Genomic DNA, 23034 nt, shown 5'->3' on the forward strand with positions numbered 1-23034 from the left:
GCATGCCACGATCAGACCAAACTAGAGCAATGCGCGTACTGCTCAAGGAGATCCTCGACTGCCCCCCGGATGCCGCCTGGCACGCCATCCACAGCCCGGCCGTCTTCCGTGAGGTGAGCAGCCCGTTCATGGCGGTTCAGTCGCTCGAAGCCGACGGTTTTCCCACCCGCTGGGAGCCGGGCGAACACCCCGCGGCGTTCTCCATGCTCGGCCTGGTGCCGATGGGGACCCAGGTCATTCGGCTGGCCAATTCGGCTCACCGTGCCGATGGGGTGCGAATTCTGCGCGACACCGGTCGTGGTGTGTCGGGCGCACTGAGTGCGGTCACGCTCTGGGACCACCGCATGGCGATCGCCCCCGACCCGGCAGGCACCGGCAAAACGCTGTACCGCGACCAGCTCATTTTTCGCGGGCGCCCGGCCACGATCGCACTCTGGCCGACCTTTTGGGCGTTCTGGCAGTGGCGGATGCTGCGCCTGAAGCATCTCGCGCCCCACTGGCAGTACGATATCGGCATCGACGACCCCAGCTTTGTGCCGCCGTCGCAGCGTGAAATCGGCGACAGCCGGACGGGACTAACCGGCGAGTAGCCGCCGGTCCAGGTGGTCACCGGTCGAGAGCCGGCCGCTTGGGATCGAACGCCCACCCATTGATGAGGTACTGCATCGCTGCGGAGTCATCGCGACTGCCGAGCCCCCCGCTTAGATAAAGCTCATGCGCGGCCTGCAGACGCTCCTCATCGATGGTCACGCCGAGTCCTGGTGCGGTTGGAACGGCGATCTGGCCGTCACGTATCTGCAGCGGGTTCGAGGTGAGGTTCTGCCCGTCCTGCCAAATCCAGTGCGTGTCGATTGCGGTCGGCGTGCCCGGTGCGGCGGCGGCGACGTGCGTGAACATGGCCAGCGACACGTCAAAGTGGTTGTTCGAGTGCGACCCCCACTGCAATCCCCAGTCGTTGCACAGCTGGGCGACGCGCACCGAGCCGGCCATGGTCCAGAAGTGCGGGTCGGCGAGCGGAATATCGACGGCATTTGAACGGATGGTGTGGCCCAGTTCGCGCCAGTCCGTCGCGATCATGTTGGTGGCCGTTGGCAGGCCGGTGGCACGCTTGAACTCCGCCATGATCTCCCGGCCCGAGAACACACCCTCAGCCCCGACGGGGTCCTCGGCGTAGGCGAGCACGTCACGCAGGGAGCGGCCGACGTTTACGGCCTGCTCGAGCAACCATCCTCCGTTCGGGTCAAGGGTGACTCGCGCCTCGGGGAACCGGTTCGCGAGAGCGCAGATGGCCTCTGCCTCCTCCCACGCCGGCAGCACCCCACCCTTGAGTTTGAAGTCACGAAACCCATACCGCTCGAACGCGGCGTCCGCGAGCCGAACGATTCCTTCCGGGTCGAGGGCAGCCTCATGGCGAACCTGCGACCAGGCATCCGTTCCAGGATCGGTCTCAACGTATGGCAAGTCAGTGCGATGCTTGTCTCCGACGAAGAATAGGTACCCCAGAGTGTCAACGGCGTCGCGCTGCTGGCCTTCGCCGAGTAGGGCTGCGACGGGCACTCCGAGGTGCTGACCCAGAAGGTCGAGGTGGGCGGCCTCCAGGGCGGTGACCACGTGAATGGTGGTTCGCAGGTCGAAGGTCTGCACCCCGCGGCCACCGGAATCGCGGTCGTTGAACTGGAGGCGCACCCGGCGCAGGGTGTTCAGATAATCACCGAGGCGCGATCCGACGACGAACTCCCTTGCATCATCCAGGGTACGTCGAATCGGCTCGCCACCGGGAACTTCCCCCACCCCGGTGTTGCCGTTTGAGTCGGTCAAAAGCACGATATTTCGTGTGAAAAAAGGACCGTGGGCTCCGCTCAAATTGAGCAGCATGCTGTCGTGGCCGGCAACAGGCACCACCCGCATCGACTCGATGGTCGGACTGGTACTGGTCGAACTAGCGCTAAACAGGGTCGGGGTGGAAGTCATCGGGTTCCGATCTACTCGCGCGCGTACTGGCCGTTGTGCTGGCGCACGATGCCGAGCGGGTTGTCGTCTTGCAAGGCCTCCGGCAGCAGAGCCGCCGGTACGTTCTGGTAGCTCACCGGGCGCAGGAAGCGATCGATCGCCAAGGTGCCCACCGAAGTGCCCTGCGCGTTCGAGGTCGCCGGAAATGGTCCGCCGTGCACCATGGCCGAGACAACTTCGACGCCGGTCGGCCAGCCATTGAACAGTACCCGCCCCGCTCGCAGCTCGGCGGCGTCCAGCAGCTCTGCCGAACCGGGCTCATCGGCATTCGTGTGCAGCGTCACGGTCAGCTGACCTTCCAGACCGGCCAGAATTTGAACCATCTGGGCGGTGTCGCGCACGGTCACGACCAGGCTCGCTGGGCCGAAAACCTCTTCCTGCAGCGCACGGTCGGCAAGAAAAGTGGCGGCGTCGGTGGCAAAGATCTGCGGTGCGGCCCCTACGACCACGGCGTTGTCGGCGGCACCATCAGCCAGGTTCTGTACGCCGGTATGTTTGCGGAACCGGGAGGCACCACGGTCGAATGCGTCCCTGATTCCCGCGGTCAGCATCGGTGTAGCAGAGAGTTTCTGCACGGCGGCCGAAGCGGCGGCCGTGAATTCCTGTCCGTCAGCACCCTCCGGAACGAAAACGAGGCCTGGACTGGTGCAGAGCTGGCCCGTTCCGGTCACAACGGAGGCGACCCACTGCTCGCCGAGGCCGGCCGCGTTGTGCGCGAGTGCTCCCGGCAGGACGAAGACGGGGTTGATGCTGCTCATCTCCGCGTACACCGGGATGGGTTCCGGCCGGCTCGCGGCCGCCGCAACGAGGGCGAGCCCTCCGCTGCGCGACCCGGTGAAGCCGATGGCCTTGATCCGCGGGTGGGTCACGAGGGCCGCGCCCAGCACGCTGCCACTGCCGTAGAGAAGGGAGAACACCCCTTCGGGGAGGTCATGCTGCACGACTGCGGCGCGGATGGCGCCTCCAATGAGTTCGGAGGTGCCGGGGTGGGCGCTGTGCGCTTTGACGATGACCGGGCATCCGGCGGCGAGCGCTGAGGCGGTGTCGCCGCCGGCGACCGAGAAAGCGAGCGGAAAGTTGCTCGCGCCGAAGACGGCAACCGGTCCAAGCGCAATCGATTGCAAGCGAATGTCGGGACGGGCCAGTGGGGCCCGGTCAGGCTGCGCCTGGTCGATGCGGGCGCCATGAAAATTTCCCTCCCGCAGCACGCCAGCGAATAGCCGCAACTGGCCGACGGTTCGCCCGGTTTCGCCGAGCACCCGCGGCAGTGAAAGGCCGGTCTCGGCGATGACCCGGTCGGTGAGTTCCGATCCGAGGGCAGCAATATTGTCGGCGATGGTCTCGAGAAAAGCCGCCCTGGCCGCCGGCGCCGTCTTGCGGTAGCTGGCAAAAGCCGTCCACGCGAGTTCGGCGGCGCGGTCGACCTCTACGACGCCGGCCAGTCCATAACTCGGCGTCAGGGTCTCACCGGTGACCGGGTTGACACCGACAACCTCGCCGTGGTTTCCGCGTACTGCGGCTCCGCCGATTAGGCAAGATCCGGTGAGGTCGGTGGTCTCGGTAGTCACGGTGGTTCCGGTCGGCACGGTCATGAAAGCACTCCTTTGGGCGGCGGGTTACGCTGTCTGCCACCCAGCTTAGGAATGAATCAATGCCGCTTCAACATGAAATCTGCATGCACTGATGCGCGCACAGCATCGATCACGGTGCGACGGCGTCAGCTTCGGGCGTTTCCGATCGTGTCAGCATTTCAACGGCCTTCGCTACGACCGGGTTGGCACTTTCCTCGCTCCAGGCCACGTCGAGGTGAACGATGTTGAGTCGGTTCGAGTCAAGGTCACGAAAGACCACGCCCTCCGGCGCAAAGCGTCGGGCGGATTCCGGCACCAGAGTCAGACCGAGCCCAGCCTGCACGAGCGCCAGCAGTGCAGGCACCTGGCTCGCATACTGGATGACGACCGGCTGGCTGCCACTCGCGGCGAAGAGTCGCAGCAGCAGGTCGTGAAAGTATCTGGCCTCGGTGGGCGAATACATGAGCAGGCGTTCGTGGTCGAAATCGAGGAGCGAGATCGGGCCGGTTGGTCCGGCGAGGTGACTGTTTGCGGGAATGGCGGCGACCATCCGCTCTGACATGATTTGGCGCGTCAGGATGCCGGGCCGCGCCACCAGGGGCCGCAACAGCCCGAGGTCAACGGTGCCCTTGACGAGCTGGTCCATCTGATCGGTGGTCACGAGTTCGCGCAGCACGAGGGTCACGTCGGGCATGTCCTCTGCGGCTCGGCGAATGAACAGCGGCAGGGCGCTCTGCGCCGCCATGGCCGTATAGGCCACGGTCAGGGTGCCGGCCGCGCCCGAGGCGACCCTGCGCACGTCGACGGCCATTTTGGCGGCCAGATCGAGTACCCGGCGCGCGCTCGGCAGCAGCGACTGACCCGCGGCCGTCATCTCCACCCTGCGGCTGGTGCGATTGAATAGTAGGGCGCCCAGCTCACGCTCGAGTAACTGGATCTGGCGACTCAATGGAGGCTGGGTGATCCGCAGCCGTTCGGCAGCGGCCCCGAAATGCAACTCCTCGGCCACTGCGACAAAACACTCCAACTGCACCAACGAAAACATCGATTTACTCCTTGTATCAGTCTGTGCATATTTTAGCTTGGACTTGAATCGATTTCTCTTTTATCGTTTTCGACATAGCCGCTGCAGTGTGCAGCCGACCAAAGGAGTCTTGCCGTGCTCGACGGAATATTGTTCTTCCCGATTACGCCATTCCATGCGGATGACACCGTCAACCACGAGGCGCTCACCGCTCACCTCGAACACGGAATCAGCTACGGTCCCGGCGGAATCTTTGTGGCCTGCGGCACCGGAGAATTTCATACTCTCGCCGTCGATGAGTTCGCCGAGATCGTCGCCACCGCGGTCGCCGTCGCCGCTGGCCGGGTTCCCGTCTTTGCCGGGGCTGGCGGCCCGATCGCGTCGGCCAAACTCATGGCCCGTCAGGCAGCGGAGGCCGGCGCTGAAGGCCTGCTACTGCTGCCGCCCTACCTCGTGGGCAGCCCGGCTGAGGGCCTGCTCGACTATGTGCGGGCCGTCGCTGACGCCACTGACCTGCCGATCATCGTCTACCACCGCGGGAACGCCCAGTTCACCGTGGCGATGGCCGTGGAGGTCTCCACTTTTCCCACCGTCATCGGGTTCAAGGATGGTGTCGGTGACCTCGATCTCATGTCACGCATCGTGCGCGCGGTCGAGGATTCAACCACCGCAGCCGGGAAGGACTTCCAGTTCTTCAACGGCCTGCCCACCGCCGAGTCTTCGCAGGCCGCCTACCGGGCCATCGGCGTTGGACTGTACTCCTCGGCGACCTTCGCCTTTGCCCCTGAGCTCTCCGTCGCCTTCTATGGCTCGCTGGTCTCGGGCGACACCGAACTGACGAATGCTCTCAACCGCGAATTCTTCCACCCTCTCGTTGCCCTGCGTGATCAAGCACCCGGCTACGCCGTGGCCCTGGTCAAGGCTGGCGCCCAACTGGGAGGCATCGCGACGGGCAGCGTGCGGCCGCCACTGCGCAATGCCTCAGCCGAACACGTGGCCGAACTCGTCACCATTATCGCCGCCGGACGCCGGGTGCTCGCCGAACGCGCGGTACCCGTTGGCTAGGGGGCACGGGTGAAGTCGTCGCTCGACTAGGCTCACCAGCAGCTTGGCGTCCAAGGAAGGGCGTCCGACCAAGGAGTTGACTTGCCGATTTCAGCAGTTCCGCCGGTGGCCGTGCTGGCTGAAGCAGCGTCAGATTCCGACGCGGACTTCGCCGCGGAGTCGGGCATGCGCGAGGTAAAGTCGGCGGCGCGCACGGTCGAACTGCTCGAACGGCTGGCCGTGCTCCAGAACCGGCCCACCAGCATCCGCGAGCTCAGTGAGGCCATGAACGTGCCTCGCAGCAGCCTACACGCCCTGCTGCGAACGCTCGCCCGCCACGGTTGGGTGCGCAGCGACAGCTCCGGGTCGATGTACATGATCGGCATTCGGGCGTTGCTGGCAGGCACCAGCTACCTCGACGCCGACCCGTACCTTCCTATCGTGCAGACGTTTCTTCACGAGCTCCACGAAGAGTTCGATGAGACATTCCATTTTGGAAGACTTGATGGATTCGACATCGTCTACCTGGCCACCCTCAAGTCGAGCCGGTATTCTCGCCAACTCAACCGGGTCGGGCGTCGCCTGCCCGCCTTCGCCACCTCGCTGGGCAAAGCGGTGCTGGCCGAGCGCAGTGGCGCCGACCTCGACCCTCATCTTTCACCGGATGCCCTCCCGCTGACACCGCAGACCCTCACCGTGCGCGCTGACCTCGATGCCGACCTCGAGCAGACGCGGTCGCGAGGCTACGCCATCGACAATGAGGAAAACACTCTCGGGCTGAAGTGTTTCGCCGTCGCCCTTCCGTACACCGATCCAACCTCGGACGCGATCAGCGTCTCCCTCCCCCTCGCGAGGCTCACCCCGCAACTGGAGGAACAAATCGTGGCCGCATTGCGCCTGTCGGAACGAAATATTTGCAATATCGTGCGTTCGATCAAGGATGCCGCCTGGCTGTGAGCGTCAGTCAACCACTCAATTCATTGACCATGTGCCGCTAGAAGGAGCACCCCGTGACCAACCCTATTGTTGTATCCGAACGTCACCGTGTGAGTAACATCACCATCACCCCGATCGCCTTTCGCGACCTGCCCCTGCTGAACACGGTTGGCGTGCACGAAACCTTCGCCCTGCGCGCGATCGTGGAGATCGAAACGGATTCCGGTTTCACCGGGCTTGGTGAAACCTACGGCGACGCCCCGCATATTGGCCGGCTCCGGCTGGTGGCCCGTGATCTCGTCGGCGTCGACATCTTCAATGTCAGCGAGATGCGCCGACGCATCATCCTCGCCCTGCGCGCCGACACGAGCGTCGGCGGCCACGGCATGAGCGGCATGGTCACCGGCTCGAGCACGCCAGACCGGGTGCTGTCCCCCTTCGACGTCGCCGCCCTGGATATCCAGGGCAAGGTCGTCGGCCGCCCGGTGAGCGACCTGCTTGGCGGTGCCGTGCGCAGCGAAATCGCGTTCAGCGGGTACTTGTTTTACAAGTGGGCCGGCCACCCCTGCCAGGACGAGGATTCGTGGGGCGCGGCCCTCGACACCGCTGGCATCGTGGCGCAGGCCAAGCGCATGGTCGCGGACTTCGGCTTTACCGCCCTCAAGCTGAAGGGTGGGGTGTTCACGCCCGAAGAGGAGATCGACGCGGTACTGGAACTGCGCAAGGCGTTCCCCCACCATCCGCTGCGCCTCGACCCGAACGGTGCCTGGACGGTTGACACCTCCATCAAGGTCGGGCAGGTCCTCGACGGGGTCTTGGAGTATCTCGAAGACCCCACCCCCGGCATCACCGGCATGGCCGCGGTTCGCCGCGAGGTGCCGATGCCGCTCGCCACCAACATGTGCGTGGTGAGCTTCGGCGATGTCGCCTCCGCCGTGCGCGAGGGCGCCGTCGACGTCATCCTCTCTGATCACCATTTCTGGGGTGGCTTGCGGCGTTCCCAGGCGCTCGCTGGCATCACCGAGACCTTCGGTCTCGGACTGTCTATGCACTCCAATTCGCACCTCGGCATCAGCCTGGCGGCGATGGTGCACCTCGCCGCGGCCACACCCAACCTCGACTACGCCTGCGACACGCACTGGCCATGGAAAGACACCGACCAGGACGTCATCGTTCCGGGCGTGCTGTCGTTTCACGACGGCGCTGTCGCCGTTCCGACAACGCCGGGTCTCGGCGTCGAGCTTGACCGCGACGCCCTCGCCCACCTGCACGAGCAATACCTGAAATGCGGTCTACTCAACCGTGACGACACCGGCTATATGCAGAGTCTCCAACCGGACTACGAGCTGCTGAGCCCGCGCTGGTGAGCGACGCGCCCACCCCGCTGCGGGTGCTCGTGACCGACAACATCATGAGCCGATTCGCTGCCGAACTGACCGAGAACGGCAGCGGCACCGAGTGGACCATCGCGAATACCTGGAGCGAGCAGCAGATTCTGGCAGCGCTCCCCAACACGGACGTGCTGGTGTGCTCCTCGATGTCGTCTCAGATGGCGGTCACGGCCCCTGGTCTGCGACTCGTCCACGTGACCGGAGCCGGTTTCGACAAGATTCCCCTCGCCGACCTCTCGCCAGGCACCCGCGTTGCCAACACGTTCCACCACGGTGAGGCGATTGCCGAGCACGTCATCATGACCGCACTCATGCTTTCCCGACGGGTCATCCCGGTCGACCGTGAAATGCGGGCTGGCAGGTGGCACACCGTGGCCAACGACCTGACGGTGCCATTCCACGGCACGTTGCGCGGCCGCACCCTGGGCTTGCTCGGATTCGGCGGTATCGGGCAGGAGGTTGCCCGCCTGGCCTCCGCCCTCGGCATGCGAGTGCGGGCCGTTCGGCACAACCCGGCCGGCGCGGTCCCAGACGATCTCACGCTCGACTGGGTCGGCGGCCGGGGCGATCTGCCCGAGTTGCTCGGCAGTTCCGACGTGGTTGTCGTGACGGTACCCCTGAGTGAGGCCACTCGCGGGGTCATCGACGCACGCGCCCTGGGCCAGATGCGACCCACCGGCATCCTGATCAACGTGGCCCGCGGGCCGCTGATCGACGAGGATGCCCTCGTGGAGGCCCTCACCGAGAAGCGCATCGCGGGTGCTGCGCTCGACGTCTGGTGGGGCGCACCAAGTGGCGATGGGGCGGCGCCGGCCGCCGTCGTCCGTTTCGCCGGCTTCGACACGGTCGTCCTCACCCCGCACTACTCTGGGCACGCGCTGCGCACCTTTCAACTGCGCGCAGCCGATATCGCGGCCAACGTCGACAATCTCGCGCACGGTCGGCCACTCGCCCGCGTCGTGCACTAATGCCAGGAAAGTTGGTCAGCATCGTGGTATCTTGGTATACCAAAGGGAGAACAACGATGTTCTGCCATTCTTGAGAGGTCGTAACGGTGCCAGCATTTTCATTGCAACTAAGCCACACTGAGTTTCAGGACGTGCCACCGGTGAGCCCGGACGCGATGCGGGCGTTGGGAGTCGTCAGCACGGCAACCATCACGACGCAGCTTCTGGCCAGGGGGCTTCGCAACACCTATCTCGAAGGCCTGGTGGCTTCGAACCCCTCACGGCAGAGACTGCTAGGGGAAGCGTTCACGATGCGGAGCATTCCCTCGAGGGAGGACGTTGACGTACCCGCTATTTTTCAGGACTACGACCACCCCCAGCGTCGTGGCGTCGAGTCGGTAGAGCACGGCCAAGTGCTCGTGATCGACGCTCGCGGCAAGAAGAGAGCCGCCTCCCTCGGTCACATCCTCGCAACTCGCTTGAGGGTACGTGGCGCTGCGGGAATCGTGACGGACGGGGCGTTTCGTGACATGGTCGGCTTCGAACACCTTGACCTACCGACGTTCTCGGCCGGCGCATCACCAACGACGAATCTTGCCCAGCATCATGTTGTCGATTTTCAAGTCCCGATCGCCTGCGCTGAAGTCGCGGTCTATCCAGGAGACATCATGGTTGGCGACCGCGATGGCGTCGTCTGCATTCCGAGGAACCTCGTCGAATCCGTGGCTCGAGACGCCTTGGTGCAGGAGAACTTGGAAGAGTTCATCCTCGTAAAAGTAGAGGGCGGGAGTGCCTTGCGCGGGACGTATCCACCGAATGAAGAACTCCTCGAAGCCTATAAAAACGCTCAGTGACCAAGTTCACTTCGCGAGACTCTAGCAATGGAAGCGGCTATGTGTTCCTTCATCAGCTGGGCTGCGGTGATCGCGTCGCCACTACGAGCCGCATCGTAGATGGCCTCATGCTCTGCAGCTTCGATCTCACGCTTTGGCCATCGTTCCCACAGCACTCCCGCCACCGCGAGCGCCGTTAGGTCTTGCAAGCCATCGAGCGATTTGACTATAAATTCGTTCTCGCTGCTCGCGTACATACCGCGGTGGAATCTTCGATTTGCCATGGCCGCGGCGGCGTTGTCATTCGAGTCGACGTGCGCACGGGCATCCACCAGGGCGCGTCCAGCGACAGAAAATCTACTATCGAACCGAGCGGCGTCGACGATGGCCCATGGCTCGAGCAGCACGCGCTCTTCGTATATATGACGAATGTCCGTGAAGCTCAAACTCCGAACGGTAATTCGTCGCGCTTCAACCGCCAACAGCCCCGATCGCTCCAGCACGATGAACGCTTCGCGAACCGGCGTCTTCGATACGCCCAGCTGCTCGGCGATCTTCCGTTCCACCAAGATCTGACCTGGCCTCAGGCGGCCGGACACTATTGCCGATTTCAACGAATCGATCACGAGATCGGCGCGAGTGGGGCCGTCGATTGGCGCAGGAAGCGGGGTGGGAAATACGGCGTCGAACACATGACTCATAATCGTCAGCATAAACGAACCGCGTGCCGGACCTGTCCCAACTGAGGCCGCACGAAATTGATTGCAACTGAGCACTGGAGGAACCCAATGATGTCTACTTCACCGTCCGGAAAGCGTGGCAGGACCCGCTGGCTGATTGTCGTGGCAGCCGGAACTGCCCTCCTACTCAGCGGGTGCGGCGTGGCCGACCCGGAATCGCCGGACGCCTCAGCTGCCGCCGTGCGCATAGTCTTGCCGATCGAGCCCACCACGCTCGAAGCGTGTGATTCGACGTTGTCGTCTACCGGCGTCGTCATTCGGTCGAATGTCACCGAACCACTCATCGAACGCAACCCGACGACCGGCGAACTCGAGCCGCTTCTGGCAACCAGCTGGGAAGCGACCGGTGAAACCGACTGGACCTTCACGCTTCGCGACGATGTGAAATTTCACGACGGGACGTCGTTCACCGCAGAGGCCGCTGCCTTCGCGATCGATCGGGCGGTCAACTTGGACCTGGGCTGCGACGTCGAAGGACAAATGTTCGGCGACCCGAATCTCACGCTCACTGTCGTCGATGACACCACGTTGGTGGTGACAACCGAGAATCCAGACCCAGTACTTCCACTGCGGCTGTCCTTCATCGAGATTGGCGCACCGATCGACGCGGGGGCGAAAGTTCGTGAACCTGTCGGCACCGGTCCCTATTCGATCAAGGAATGGACGACGGGGATCAAAATCGTCCTCGCGGTCAACACCGACTACTGGGGAGAAGCACCCGCGTACCAGTCTGCCGAATACCAGTGGCGTTCTGAGGGAACGGTACGAGCGGCCATGGTGACCGGCGGTGAAGCCGACTTGGCGTTGAGCCTGAGTGCCGATGATGGCGCGGGCGATTTAGGCCTCAACTACCCCAACAATGAGACGGTAGCGCTGCGGTTCAGTGGAGACATCGCGCCGCTGAACGACATTCGCGTTCGCCAGGCCATCAACTTCGCCATCGACCGCGACGGAATTACCGGATCACTCTACGAGGGCGCCAGCGAACCAGCCGAACAATTGGTCCCACCGGGAGTGGTTGGGTACAACCCGTCCATCAAGCCCTGGGAATACGACTTGGATCGGGCGAAACAGTTGATAGCTGCCGCTCGTGCAGATGGGGTTCCGGTGGATGACAAGATCACCATCGTGGCGCGGTCAGACCAATTTCCCAAGATTGCCCAAATGACCGAGGTACTTCAGGAACAGCTTGGCCAGGCCGGCCTGAACATTGAGGTCAAGGTTGCGGAGACCTCTGTTGGTCTCCAATATCAGGTGCGGCCATTCATTCTGAATGAGGGAGCAATTGCCATGCTCATCCAGCACGGCAATCAGGCCGGGGACGCCTCGTTCAGCGTCGAATCGTATATGACGACTTCCGCAGCGATGAGCATGTTTGGAACGTCGACATTCGACACCCTGCTGGCGGACGCCGCGGCGACGACCGGCGAGGCTCGCCAAGACGCCTTTGCCGATGCACTCGCCTACGAGAAGGAGGAACTGGTCCAGTTCGCCTACATCGCCCGGATGAGCGGCGTGATCGGTAAATCTCCCACTGTGGACTTCGAACCGAATTCCCTGTCGGGGGATGAACTCCGCCTGTCGGAAATCACTCGCGCGGGCGCTACAGAATCTGCGCGGTGATTAACAACACCGCACCCAGAGCGGATGCCGTCAGGGCAGCGAGGCGTAGGATGCGGTGATTGAGGAACCGGTTGACGTACCGCGACAAGAGGTAGCCGGCGATCACGGCGGGAATCATCCACGCTGCGAGTTGCAGGGTTTCACGACCGATCGTGCCGAGAACGGCGAGCGCGAGCAGCGAGATCGATGACCCCACCAAGAAGAACGCGCTCATGGTGCCGCGCAGCTCTGGTCCACGCGAACGCTGCCAGATCAGTGCCATGGGCGCGCCACCGATCGACGTGGCGGTGCCCATCACGCCGGAGGCGGCACCGGCAGTGATGAGGGAGACCCGCCCTGGCATCGGAGCCCAGCCTGACACGGCCATGATCACGCCGCCGAGAACGACGACAGCCACCGCCCAGGCCAGGCCGCTCGCCGGAAGCACAAACACCAGCCACGCTCCAAGGAGGCTCCCGGGAATGCGTCCGACCAGCGCCCATCCAGCGCCCTTGAGATCTAGGTGGGACCGCTCGCGCAGGGCCACCATCGCCGTCACGACAACCGCGAGCAGAATGATCGTGCCCGGCAGCAGGGTCGGGTCGATGAGCCCGATCACTGGGGCGGCGAGCATGCCCATGCCGAAGCCGATCGATGCCTGCAAAGCGGTTGCCGCCACGATCACGACCGCAATGATCGCGATCTCGACTCCGCTCACTGACGCGGTGCGAGCAGGTTTACCGCGTCGTTGGATCTGACCGGCCCGCTGGCCGCTTTCAAATCGTCTGCAGTGATCGGAAAATGGCATTCGGCCACGTGCCGGGGATCGTCGGGCGAGCTCGCTGCCGGCGGTGCCAGCGTCGCACAGATCTCCTCGGCCTTCCAGCAGCGGGTGCGAAACCGGCAGCCAGAGGGTGGGTCGAGCGGTGAGGGCATTTCTCCCTCGAGCACGATGCGGCCGCGCGGCGCGGTACCGGTCACGTCCAGCTGCGGTGATGCCGACATCAGGGCTGCCGTGTATGGGTGCCGTGGCCGCTCAAAGACCTGCTCCGTGGTACCGGTCTCGACGATGCGGCCGAGGTACATCACGGCGACGCGGTCTGCGACGTGCCGCACCACCGACAAGTCGTGCGAGATGAAGATGTAGGCAACGCCGAGCCGCTTCTGCAGATCGTTGAGCAGGTTGAGCACCTGTGCCTGCACCGACAGGTCGAGAGCGGAGACGGGCTCGTCGAGCACGATGACGTCGGGATTGAGGGCCAGGGCTCTGGCAATACCGATGCGCTGACGCTGGCCGCCCGAGAATTCCTGAGGGGACTTGCCGGCGTCGCTCGGGCGCAGCCCGACAATTTCCATCAGCTCCTGCAGGCGAGCTGCACGCGCCTTCTTGGTCGGGTACAGGTCGGTGTGGGTCGCCCACGGCTCGGCGATGATCTCGCCGGCCGTCATGCGGGCATTGAGGGACGCGAACGGGTCTTGGAAAACCATCTGCACCCGCCGCCGCCAAGCCAGGAGCTGCTTGCCCTTGAGTCCGAATGGGTCTGATCCTTCGAAACGGATGGTCCCCTCATCCGGCTGTTCCAGCATGAGCAGCGTGCGGGCGAGGGTGGACTTGCCGCACCCGGATTCGCCCACGAGACCGAGCGTCTCGCCGCGACCAACGTGCAAGTCGATCTTGTCGAGCGCGCACAGCACGTTGTTGCCCCGACCAGGTACGTGAAAGTTCTTGGTCAGACCGCGCACCTCGAGCAACGGAACGGCGGTATCACCCGTGAGAGTGTGTGCGGCGATGTCAGACATTGTTCGGCTCCTTGGTGTCAGACGAAGCCGAGAAGTGACAGGCGACGGTGCGGCTAGTGCCCTCCGGCTCGAGTGCAGGGCGAATGGCGCGGCAGACGTCTTGCACGAGGGGACAGCGGGATTGGTAGACGCATCCTTCGGGGATGCGATGAAGTTCGGGCGGAGACCCGGCGATGGACTTGAGGTCGGCTCCCCGGCCGACGTCGGCCGGCACCGAGTCGAGCAGGCCGCGGGTGTACGGATGCTTCGGCGAACCGAAGACCTCGCGCACCGGGCCGGTCTCCACGACGTTACCGGCATACATCACGGCCACGGTGTCCGCCTCTTCGGCAACGAGAGCGAGGTCGTGGGTGATCAGCACGACGGCCATGTGGCTTTCGGTGCGCAGGTCCCGCAGCAGCTTCATGATCTGGGCCTGCACGGTCACATCGAGTGCGGTGGTGGGTTCGTCGGCGATCAGCAGCCGCGGGCCCAGCGAAACGGCCATGGCGATCAGGATGCGCTGACGCATACCCCCGGAGAACTGATGCGGAAATGAATCCACCCGGGATTCCGGCTGCGGGATGCCGACGTGACGCATCAATTCGATGGCCTTGACCTTCGCCGCCTTTTTCGAGAGCCCCTGATGGATTCGAAAGGCTTCGCCGAGCTGGGTACCCACGGTGTACACCGGGTTGAGCGCGGTGAGGGCATCCTGAAAGACGATGCCGAGTTCGGGGCCTGCGTATTTCAGGCGTTGCTTCGGGGTCAGGGCGGTGAGGTCGGTGCCGTTCAGCACGACCGTACCGCCGGTGACGTCGGCGACCGGGTCCAGCAGCCCGGCGACGGCCTTGGCCGTCATCGACTTGCCGCAGCCGGATTCGCCGAGCAGAGCCAGGGTGCGGCCAGCGCGGGCCTCGAAGCTGACATTATTGACGGCCCTCAGCACGCCCTTGGGGGTGCGGATGTCCACGTCGAGTCCGCTGACGGTGAGAAGAACCTCGCCCTCGGTGAGCTGATCGCGTGGCGCCGTAGCGGTCTGGGTATTAGTGGTCATCACTGGACCTCCTTCGCGGGAATGCGCATGATCATCCGTTTGCGGGGCAGTGTGAGCCGCCAGCGCTGGGCCGGGTCGGTCGCGATGCGCAGCCAGGCGGCGAGCACGTTGGCGGCCACCGTCGTGAGCACGATGGCGAGTCCGGGGAAGAACGAGAGCCACCACGCGGTCTGCAGGTACTGGCGGCCCTGGGCGACCATGAGGCCCCAGCTCACGTCCGGCGGCTGAATTCCGATGCCGAGAAAGCTCAGCGAGCTCTCGGCGAGCATCACGTAGCAGAACTCGAGCGTTGCCAGGGTGAGCAGGGTGGGCAGCACAACGGGAATGACATGGCGGCGGATGATCGCGTTGGGTTTGGTGCCGAAGGTACGGGCCGCGTCGACAAAGGTCCTGCTCTGCAGCTCGGCCGATTCGGCGCGGGCGGTACGCAGGTAGATCGGGATGCGGGTGACCGCGAGGATCAACACGATATTGGCGGCGCTTGGGGAGAAGACGTAGAGGATGACAACGGCAAGCAAGAGCGACGGGAAGCTCATGATGACGTCGGCGATGCGCATGGAGATGGTCTCACGGATGCCGCGGTGAAAGCCGGCCCAGACCCCCCACAGCGAGCCGATGACGAGGGAGATTCCCACAGCGGGCAGCGCCACCGAGAGGGTGGTCTGGGTGGCCACGACCAGCCGGGCAACCATGCTGCGGCCGAGCGAATCGCTGCCGAGGATGAAGGCCCAGCCCTCGCCGAAGCTGAACGGCGGGCGGTTGGTCGCGCTCAGGTCCTGGCGGGTGGCGAGGTCGCCCATCAGCGTCGGCCCGAACAGGGCGGTCAGCCCGACGAAGACGAGTACGAGCGCTGCGACGGTGGCGAAGCGGTCCTTGAGCAGCAGGTGGAAGAGGCTGATCTTTTTGTCGGCCTGCTCTGGCCGAGGCAGCGCGATCGCCTCGGTGCCGGGCGGGGCAATGGCACGGCCACCCGTCGGCAACTGATTGACGTTACGAGGCGGTTTGGACATGGACTTTCCGTTCCTTCGGCTCGGCAACGCTGGCGGCTTTGGATGACTTCGGGCGTTTGCCGGCGGGACGTACTCGAGCATCAAGCCCGGCGTAGCCGAGGTCGATCAGAATATTCAGGATGAAGATCGAGATCGCCGTGAGCAGGACGGCAGCCTGCAGCACCGCGAAGTCACGCTGCAGGATGGAGTCGATCATGAGCTTTCCGATGCCAGGCCAGCCGAAGATCGACTCGACCACGACCGCGCCGTTGACGAGGCCAACGGCCAGGTCGCCCGCCACGGTCAGCGCCGGCGCTGCCGCATTGCGCAAAGCATGCCGGGTGACGACTCGAAATTCGCTTGCGCCTTTGCTGCGAGCGAGCTTGATGTACGGCTCGGACAGTGACGACACCATGGCGCCACGCACGATCTGCACGAGCACACCGAACGGCCGAAGCAGGAGCGTGAGGATCGGCAGCACCCAGGCGCTGGGACCGCCGACACCCGAGGTGGGCAGCCAGCCGAGCGAAATAGCGAACACCCAGATGCCCATGATGGCGAGCCAGAAGTCGGGAACACTCGCGGCGGCCATCGAGATGAAGCTCGAAATGCGGTCAGCGATGCCATTGGGCTTGAGCGCGGCCCAGCTGCCGACGATGACCGCGAGCACCACGGCCAGGAGCATCGTCGTGCCGGCCAGTTGAAGAGTGGCGGGGAAGGCCCGCAGCGCCATGGCGGCTGCGGACTCCCCCGTGCGAAGGGACTCACCGAAATCCAATCGCAGCACCCCACCGAAGTAGTCGGCCATCTGCACCCAGATCGGGTTGTCGAGGCCGTTCTTCTCCGTGAAGTCAGCCCGCATCTGCTCCGTGGCGTTCAGGGGCAGGTACAGGCTCGCCGGGTTACCGGTCAGCCGCGCCAGGGCGAACACCCCGAGCACCACCACGAGCAGGGGGAGTGCACTGGAGACGATTCGCCGTCTGAGGAAAGTCAGCATGAGTGTCTTCTACCTTGAGCTAGCTGTTAGCGGAGGCGTCAGGCGACCGGCGTGATCTCCGCGATGCGGAGTTCGTCACCAGATGATGAGTTCGGCGTGTAGTATACGTTCGCCGCCTTGCCAATGACGCCCGTCTGGTGAGCGATGAAGGCGAATTGAACGATTTCATCATTCTGGTACTCGAAGATGTCCTCGTAGGCCGCCTGGCGCTCTGAACCGGTCTTGATTGACGCGGCTTCCAGCATGGCGTCGAAGGCCTCGGTGCCGTAGACACTCTGCGCTCCGGTCGTGGTCATGTACTGGTCGGCACTGAACTGGGCGTCACCGGCCTGGTTGCCGTGCTGGATCAGCAGGGCAATGGCACCCTCGTTGTCGACGAACGGACGCAGCTGGTACTGCAGGTGCTGCGTGGTGTCGACCATCTTGAGTTCCACATTGAGGCCGGCCTGGGTGAGCTGCTCCTGCAGCACCTGGGACATCTCCGACACCTTCGGGAACTGCGCGTTGCGGGCGACGATGGTGATCTTCTCGTCCACCGGCACGCCATCGGCCTTGGCCTCGGCAACGAGAGATTTGGCCTTCTCCACGTCGAACTCCCACGGCTCGAGGTCGGCGTTGTGGCCCACGATGCCCTCCGGCACGAGCTGGGCGGCTGCGATGTGCGCGCCCTGGTAGAGGGAGTCGGTGATGCCCGACTTGTCGATGGCGTAGTTCACTGCCTCACGAACACGGATGTCGTTGAGCGGTGCGATGGCGGCGGTCATGCGCAGGGCGACCGTCTCGTTGTTGGGGTAGTCGAGGCCCAGGTCGCCGGCGCCGTCATCGGGGCCGAGGCCCATCGCGATGTCAGCTTCACCGCTCGTGATCATGGCAGCGCGCACGGTGCCTTCGGAGCGCCACTGGTACTCAGCGGTCGCGTAGGCGGGGGCGTCGCCCCAGTAGTCGTCATTGCGCTCGAGGGTGAGCTTGGTGCCGGCCTCCCACTGCCCGATGGCGTATGGGCCGGTGCCGATGGGCTCCCGAACCTTGGCCGCGGCATCCGTCGAGGTGGGAACGATCTCAATGAACGAGAGACGAAGGGGAAGAATCGGGTCTGGCGACACCGTGGTCACCGTGAGGGTCGTGTCATCGACGGCGTTCACGACGAGGTCGTCGTCACCGAAGACATAGCCCTCGACGTTGCAGGCGAGATCGGAGTTGACGGCTCGGTCGATGGTGAAGGCGGCCGCTTCGGCGTTGAAAGGGGTGCCGTCGGAGAAAGTCACGTCATCACGGAGGGTGAAGGTCCACTCTGTGTCGCTGGTCTGCTCCCACGACGTGGCGAGCAACGGGTCGAGGTCACCGGTTGTGGGGTTGCGTTCCACGAGGGGCTCTGTGACGTTCGAGCGCATCACGACGCCGGTCGAGGTGAGGTTGGCCTCACAGGCTTCGAGCGTGGGCGGCTCTTGGGTCAGGACAATGCGAATGGTGTCGGCTGACCCGGCTTCATCCGTGGACTCGGAGTTGGCGACGGAGCAGGAACTCAGCAGCAGCACGGCGCTCGCGGCGACCGCGGCGCCGGCGACGACACCGCGGGGTGTCCTCGTACGACGGGAAAAAGAAAACGACATTGGTTCCTCCGGTTGATGTGGCACAGGGCTCGTGCTGAGCGCTCGTCTACAGATGAAGATGAAGTCTGTGCTGGTAGACAGGTCTCAGCTTGTGCGGCGTCGGGTGGATCGTCAAGCCACGAATTCGGTGCGCCGCACCTGGATGCCCAGCAAACGCGGGATTTGCGTCGCCGCAACCCCGCAGCGCAGCCCCATGTTCCGCGGAATTCCGCGGAACTGGGAACCCGGCACCCGGTTCATGCGCTGCAGGTATCGATCTATACGAATTACGTGTTGGACGGTATCGGTAAGGCAACCTAACCTGCAGAGTGTGACCATCAACGCAGACTTTCAAGCCGCGGGTATTCCGACACCGACCGAGCAGGGCAGTCCTCGCGGGCGGGTGCTGCAGGTCGGGCCGCTCATGCCAATGGTGCAGACCACGATAGTGGCCGAACACAACGCGGTGCGGGTTCCCGACGGGCCGGCTCGGCAGGCTTTCCTCGACGAGCACGGCTCCGAATTCACGGTGGCCGTGACGTCGGGAAAGATCGGCGTCGACAGCGCGCTCATGGCCGGACTGCCCAACCTGCTCGCGGTGGTTAATTTCGGCGTCGGTTACGACACAACGGATGTCGCTCAGGCCCGATCTCGCGGTATCCAGGTCAGTAACACCCCCGATGTGCTCAACGACTGTGTCGCCGACACCGCCCTCGCGCTGCTCCTCGACGTTTTTCGACGTACCAGTACGGCCGATCGGTTCGTGCGTCGCGGTGCCTGGCAGGACGGCAACTTTCCGCTCGCCAGCAAACTGTCCGGCAAACGGATCGGCATCGTCGGCCTTGGCCGCATCGGCACGGCGATCGCCCAGCGGCTAGCAGGCTTCAACTGTGCCATCTCGTATCACAACCGAAATCCCGTCGCCGGGGTGGAGTATCGATACGTGGGCTCGCTCACTGAGCTTGCGGCGACCTCGGACGCCCTGATCATCGCTGCGGCCGGCGGTGCTGACTCGGTCGGGCTCATCTCAGCCGAGGTTCTCGCTGCGTTGGGGCCGCAGGGGTACCTCGTGAATATCGCTCGCGGATCGGTCGTTGACGAGGCCGCACTGGTAGCCGCGCTGCTCAGCGGTGATCTCGGCGGGGCCGGGCTCGACGTCTTCGAAGACGAGCCCAATGTTCCCGTGGCACTGCTCGCCCTCGACAATGTGGTTCTTCTCCCCCACCTCGCGAGTGGAACGCTCGAAACTCGAACGGCCATGGCAGAACTTACGCTCACCAACCTGAACCAGTTCGTCAGCACCGGAACCCTCCTGACACCCATCGCCGGCGCGTGAGCGACGACCGACCCCGTGCAGTCCGCGCCCGCCGGAGGTAGCGTAGCCACTATGAGTTCTTCCCTGGGTGCCCTGCAGATCGCCGACTGGCGCCGCCGTGTGACCGGACTGTATGCCGGGGTGCGCCAGTTGAGCGCGAGCAGCCCGGCGAGCGGGCACGAATTGTGGCGTTCCGGACGTGACGAACTGTTCGCCGGGCATCCGTCGTCACCCTTGCTGGCCGACGACCGCTCGGCCTTCACCGGGCTGCCGATTGCCGCCTATGACCCCGACTGGCGATTCGAGGTCGAGGTGCACCGGGCCGAAGAGCCGCATCGCATGAACGTGGAAACGGGAACTGACGGGACAGTGCCATTCGACCTGGTCGGCACCGTGCGACTGCCGTACCTCGGTTCGCTCGACGTATGGCGACTGGTGAGTTATGGCGGCGGATTGTTCCTGCCGCTGAAAGACGCCCTCGCCGGTAAGAGCGACGGTACCTACGGCGGTGGACGTTACCTTCTCGACTCCATCAAGGGCGCCGACCTCGGCCCGGGTCTGGGCGACGACAGCCTCATCCTCGATTTTAACTTTGCCTACAACCCCTCCTGCGCGTACGACCCGATGTGGGCCTGCCCGCTGCCGCAGAGCGGCAACATGATCGACGTTGAGGTGCCCGTCGGCGAGCTGTACCACGGCGATCACTCCTGACGGCCAGTAGCCGATTTGACAGCATCCGCTAGAGTAGGACTACTTGCGAGTGCGTAGTTGCGCTCGCTGCGTCGTAGAACGCCCTCTTCTCTATCCGGCGGCCCACCAGGGCCGACCTGATTTTTCGAATGAAACATTCTTACGGCGAACGGATGTGCCCTTCGGCACCTTCGCCATGTGAATCCTCCTGGTTTGCTTATCGCTGCGCGGTAAGTCGAACGGGCTAGGAGACTGATGCCCTGAAAGGCACCACTTTGTCTACAACCACGACTGTGTCCACAACCTTTGGCACACTTGGCGTGCCAGCTCCCCTGGTGAAGGTTCTCTCTTCTCAGGGAATCGACACCGCCTTCCCGATTCAGGTTGACACCCTTCCTGACACTTTGAATGGCCGCGACGTGCTCGGCCGCGGCAAGACCGGCTCGGGTAAGACCCTGGCCTTCTCCATTCCGATGGTCTCCCGCCTCGGCGGCAACCTCGCCGGAGGCAAGCGTCGCCCGGGCCGCCCGCTCGGCCTGATCCTCGCGCCGACCCGCGAGCTTGCCACGCAGATCACCAACGCCATCACCCCCCTCGCCGAGGCCTACGGCCTCAACACCACCACCATCTTCGGTGGCGTCTCGCAGGGCCGCCAGGTCGCCGCACTCAAGGCCGGCGTCGATATCGTCGTAGCCTGCCCCGGCCGGCTCGAAGACCTCATGAAGCAGGGCTTTGTCAACCTCGACACCATCGAGATCACCGTGCTCGACGAGGCCGACCACATGGCCGACCTCGGCTTCCTGCCCGTCGTGACCCGCATTCTCGACAAGACGCCCGGCAACGGCCAGCGCATGCTGTTCTCCGCGACGCTTGACAACGGCGTGGACAAGATCGTCAAGCGTTTTCTGCACGACCCGGTGATGCACTCCGTCGACGAGGCCAACAGCCACGTTTCGGCGATGACCCACCACGTGTTCGAGGTCTCCGGCGTCGACGCGAAGAAGGAGCTCGTGCAGAAGCTGGCGAGCGGCTCTGGCCGTCGCATCCTCTTCATGCGCACCAAGCACCAGGCCAAGAAGCTTGCCAAAAGCCTCACCGACGCCGGTATCCCCTCCGTCGACCTGCACGGAAACCTGTCGCAGGTTGCCCGTGACCGCAACCTCGCCGCGTTCAGCGCCGGCACCGTCAAGGTTCTCGTCGCAACGGATGTCGCCGCCCGCGGCGTGCACGTCGACGACATCGAACTGGTGATCCACGTTGACCCGCCGGCCGAGCACAAGGCCTACCTGCACCGCTCTGGCCGCACCGCCCGCGCCGGCAGCGCCGGTGACGTCGTTACCGTCGTGCTCCCGGAGCAGAAGCGCGACACCGACGCCCTGCTGCGTAAGGCCGCCATCAAGGTGACCCCGCAGCGCGTGGATTCTTCCTCCCCGGCCGTCGACGCGCTCGTCGGCGACGTCGCTGCCTACGTCAAGCCGGCTCCCCGCGTCGAGGCACCGCAGCAGCAGCGCCAGTCGCAGGGTGGTCGCTCACAGGGTGGCCGCTCCCAGGGTGGCCGTGCTCAGGGAGAGCGCAGTGGTCGCCCGAGCCGCGACGGTGACTCCAGCCGCGGTGGCCGCGATACCGGCGCCAGCCGGGACGGTGCCCGCACGGATCGTAACGACGGCGGCCGCGGCCGGAGCAGCGACTCGGCTGCGAACGGTGGCGCCCGCCGCGAGCGCACCGGTCGTCCGGCCGGCGCGTCCACGAGCGCGCCCCGCTCCGGTTCGGCCGCCGGCCGTTCCGGCGGAGCCCGCGTCGGCAGCCTCCAGGTCGGCGGACTCGTTCGCGGACCTGGCTCGGGTGGGGCCGGTCGTTCGGCTCCGCGCCGCTCGCAGGGCTAAGCCGGCAGCATCCGTTCGCTGAAACGGGCCGGTCTCTTCGGGGGCCGGTCCGTTTTTTGTACCAGAGCGTAAAGGGGCACCCGCAAACACGGTTAGGGTCGAATCATGAACACCACAGTTGTCGTTCGACCCGTAAGTGAAACGGATGCCGAAAGCCTGGGCCGCGTACACGCCGCCTGCTGGCATGAAACCTACGATCACCTGCTCAGCCAGGCCGCCCTGTCCCAGTTGCGACCGCATCGTCTGGCCGCCCTGTGGGGCCGCTTCACTGCCCAGGGCACGCAATATCGCCAGAATGTCGTGCTCGTCGATGGCGAGATCGTGGGCTTCGCCGGCAGCGGACCGACGCGCGATGGTGACCAGCCCACCCCGAACGAGTTGTTCTTCATGTACCTGCTCGAGGCTAACCACGGTTCCGGCGTCGGCCAGCAGCTCTTCGATTCCGTCGTCGACCCGGGCCCGTCGTCGTTGTGGGTAGCCGCAGACAACCCTCGGGCGCACGCCTTCTACGCCCGAAATGGCTACGTCGCAGATGGTCTCGAGCGCAACGAAGAGGTGCTCGGCGAGACGCTGCACGAGGTGCGCCTGGTTCGGTAGTGGCCTGCTCACAAGTGCAAACTTCGCCCTAAAGCGTTCG

21 protein-coding genes are annotated in these 23034 nt (G+C 64.5%); 11 read left to right on the forward strand and 10 right to left on the reverse strand.

Annotated elements, in window-relative coordinates; translation table 11 throughout:
- The first annotated feature begins 29 nt into the window (after positions 1 to 29).
- Positions 30 to 590 carry a hypothetical protein gene (locus E3T51_RS09980; protein WP_174844584.1) on the forward strand — a complete coding sequence of 187 codons (561 nt, stop codon included), beginning with the start codon at positions 30 to 32 and terminating at the stop codon, positions 588 to 590.
- Between the two features lie 16 nt (positions 591 to 606).
- Here E3T51_RS09980 and E3T51_RS09985 read toward each other — a convergent pair whose 3' ends face one another.
- The 3 genes from E3T51_RS09985 to E3T51_RS09995 form a co-directional block, all read right to left on the reverse strand.
- A complete protein-coding gene (locus tag E3T51_RS09985) occupies positions 607 to 1971 on the reverse strand; it encodes an enolase C-terminal domain-like protein (protein WP_134529694.1) in 1365 nt (454 codons plus the stop codon).
- 11 nt (positions 1972 to 1982) lie between these two features.
- Entirely contained in the window at positions 1983 to 3602 is a 1620-nt protein-coding gene (locus E3T51_RS09990; protein ID WP_134529695.1) for an aldehyde dehydrogenase (NADP(+)), read from the reverse strand.
- Positions 3603 to 3711: 109 nt separating this feature from the next.
- A complete protein-coding gene (locus tag E3T51_RS09995; protein ID WP_134529696.1) occupies positions 3712 to 4626 on the reverse strand; it encodes a LysR family transcriptional regulator in 915 nt (304 codons plus the stop codon).
- Between the two features lie 114 nt (positions 4627 to 4740).
- Here E3T51_RS09995 and E3T51_RS10000 point away from each other — a divergent pair, with 114 nt between their 5' ends.
- The 5 genes from E3T51_RS10000 to E3T51_RS10020 all read left to right on the forward strand — a co-directional run bounded on the left by E3T51_RS10000 (position 4741) and on the right by E3T51_RS10020 (position 9777).
- Positions 4741 to 5670, forward strand: coding sequence for a 5-dehydro-4-deoxyglucarate dehydratase (locus tag E3T51_RS10000; RefSeq protein WP_134529697.1), 930 nt, complete (start codon positions 4741 to 4743; stop codon positions 5668 to 5670).
- 81 nt (positions 5671 to 5751) lie between these two features.
- On the forward strand, positions 5752 to 6606 hold the full coding sequence (locus tag E3T51_RS10005; protein WP_241989254.1) for an IclR family transcriptional regulator: 855 nt from the start codon (positions 5752 to 5754) through the stop codon (positions 6604 to 6606).
- A gap of 53 nt (positions 6607 to 6659) precedes the next feature.
- On the forward strand, positions 6660 to 7952 hold the full coding sequence (locus tag E3T51_RS10010; protein WP_198417853.1) for a glucarate dehydratase family protein: 1293 nt from the start codon (positions 6660 to 6662) through the stop codon (positions 7950 to 7952).
- Positions 7949 to 8944: a 2-hydroxyacid dehydrogenase gene (locus tag E3T51_RS10015; RefSeq protein WP_241989255.1), complete on the forward strand. Its 996-nt coding sequence runs from the start codon at positions 7949 to 7951 to the stop codon at positions 8942 to 8944. Before E3T51_RS10010 ends, E3T51_RS10015 begins: the two co-directional genes overlap by 4 nt.
- 140 nt (positions 8945 to 9084) lie before the next feature.
- The gene (locus E3T51_RS10020; protein ID WP_241989256.1) at positions 9085 to 9777 is read left to right on the forward strand and encodes a ribonuclease activity regulator RraA; all 693 of its coding nucleotides are present in this window, start codon (positions 9085 to 9087) and stop codon (positions 9775 to 9777) included.
- On the opposite strand, the gene E3T51_RS10025 is transcribed toward E3T51_RS10020, so the two are convergent.
- On the reverse strand, positions 9771 to 10469 hold the full coding sequence (locus E3T51_RS10025) for a GntR family transcriptional regulator (protein ID WP_134529698.1): 699 nt from the start codon (positions 10467 to 10469) through the stop codon (positions 9771 to 9773). The genes E3T51_RS10020 and E3T51_RS10025 overlap by 7 nt on opposite strands.
- Before the next feature lie 75 nt (positions 10470 to 10544).
- On the opposite strand from E3T51_RS10025, the gene E3T51_RS10030 reads away from it, so the two are divergent.
- On the forward strand, positions 10545 to 12119 hold the full coding sequence (locus E3T51_RS10030; protein WP_241989257.1) for an ABC transporter substrate-binding protein: 1575 nt from the start codon (positions 10545 to 10547) through the stop codon (positions 12117 to 12119).
- Here E3T51_RS10030 and E3T51_RS10035 read toward each other — a convergent pair.
- From E3T51_RS10035 to E3T51_RS10060, 6 genes are read right to left on the reverse strand one after another with little or no spacing between them, the layout of a single operon-like run.
- Complete coding sequence (locus E3T51_RS10035) at positions 12100 to 12816, reverse strand: sulfite exporter TauE/SafE family protein (protein ID WP_134529700.1); 717 nt, start codon at positions 12814 to 12816, stop codon at positions 12100 to 12102. The genes E3T51_RS10030 and E3T51_RS10035 overlap by 20 nt on opposite strands.
- Positions 12813 to 13898, reverse strand: a complete 1086-nt coding sequence (locus tag E3T51_RS10040; RefSeq protein ID WP_134529701.1) for an ABC transporter ATP-binding protein — start codon at positions 13896 to 13898, stop codon at positions 12813 to 12815. The genes E3T51_RS10035 and E3T51_RS10040 overlap by 4 nt, the downstream gene beginning before the upstream one ends.
- Complete coding sequence (locus E3T51_RS10045) at positions 13891 to 14934, reverse strand: ABC transporter ATP-binding protein (protein ID WP_134529702.1); 1044 nt, start codon at positions 14932 to 14934, stop codon at positions 13891 to 13893. The genes E3T51_RS10040 and E3T51_RS10045 overlap by 8 nt, the downstream gene beginning before the upstream one ends.
- Positions 14934 to 15944: an ABC transporter permease gene (locus E3T51_RS10050; protein WP_134529703.1), complete on the reverse strand. Its 1011-nt coding sequence runs from the start codon at positions 15942 to 15944 to the stop codon at positions 14934 to 14936. The genes E3T51_RS10045 and E3T51_RS10050 overlap by 1 nt, the downstream gene beginning before the upstream one ends.
- Complete coding sequence (locus tag E3T51_RS10055; protein ID WP_134529704.1) at positions 15925 to 16920, reverse strand: ABC transporter permease; 996 nt, start codon at positions 16918 to 16920, stop codon at positions 15925 to 15927. Before E3T51_RS10055 ends, E3T51_RS10050 begins: the two co-directional genes overlap by 20 nt.
- A gap of 38 nt (positions 16921 to 16958) precedes the next feature.
- Positions 16959 to 18530 carry an ABC transporter substrate-binding protein gene (locus tag E3T51_RS10060; protein ID WP_134529705.1) on the reverse strand — a complete coding sequence of 524 codons (1572 nt, stop codon included), beginning with the start codon at positions 18528 to 18530 and terminating at the stop codon, positions 16959 to 16961.
- Between the two features lie 310 nt (positions 18531 to 18840).
- Between E3T51_RS10060 and E3T51_RS10065 the strand changes: the two genes are divergently transcribed.
- From E3T51_RS10065 to E3T51_RS10080, 4 genes are all read left to right on the forward strand, one after another.
- On the forward strand, positions 18841 to 19845 hold the full coding sequence (locus E3T51_RS10065; RefSeq protein ID WP_241989258.1) for a 2-hydroxyacid dehydrogenase: 1005 nt from the start codon (positions 18841 to 18843) through the stop codon (positions 19843 to 19845).
- Between the two features lie 51 nt (positions 19846 to 19896).
- Complete coding sequence (locus tag E3T51_RS10070) at positions 19897 to 20535, forward strand: DUF1684 domain-containing protein (protein ID WP_134529706.1); 639 nt, start codon at positions 19897 to 19899, stop codon at positions 20533 to 20535.
- Positions 20536 to 20807: 272 nt separating this feature from the next.
- A complete protein-coding gene (locus tag E3T51_RS10075; protein ID WP_134529707.1) occupies positions 20808 to 22397 on the forward strand; it encodes a DEAD/DEAH box helicase in 1590 nt (529 codons plus the stop codon).
- Positions 22398 to 22502: 105 nt separating this feature from the next.
- Positions 22503 to 22994, forward strand: a complete 492-nt coding sequence (locus tag E3T51_RS10080) for a GNAT family N-acetyltransferase (RefSeq protein ID WP_104193453.1) — start codon at positions 22503 to 22505, stop codon at positions 22992 to 22994.
- The last annotated feature ends 40 nt before the right edge of the window (positions 22995 to 23034 follow it).

The organism is Cryobacterium serini (assembly GCF_004404025.1).
Taxonomy (GTDB): Bacteria; Actinomycetota; Actinomycetes; order Actinomycetales; family Microbacteriaceae; genus Cryobacterium; species Cryobacterium serini.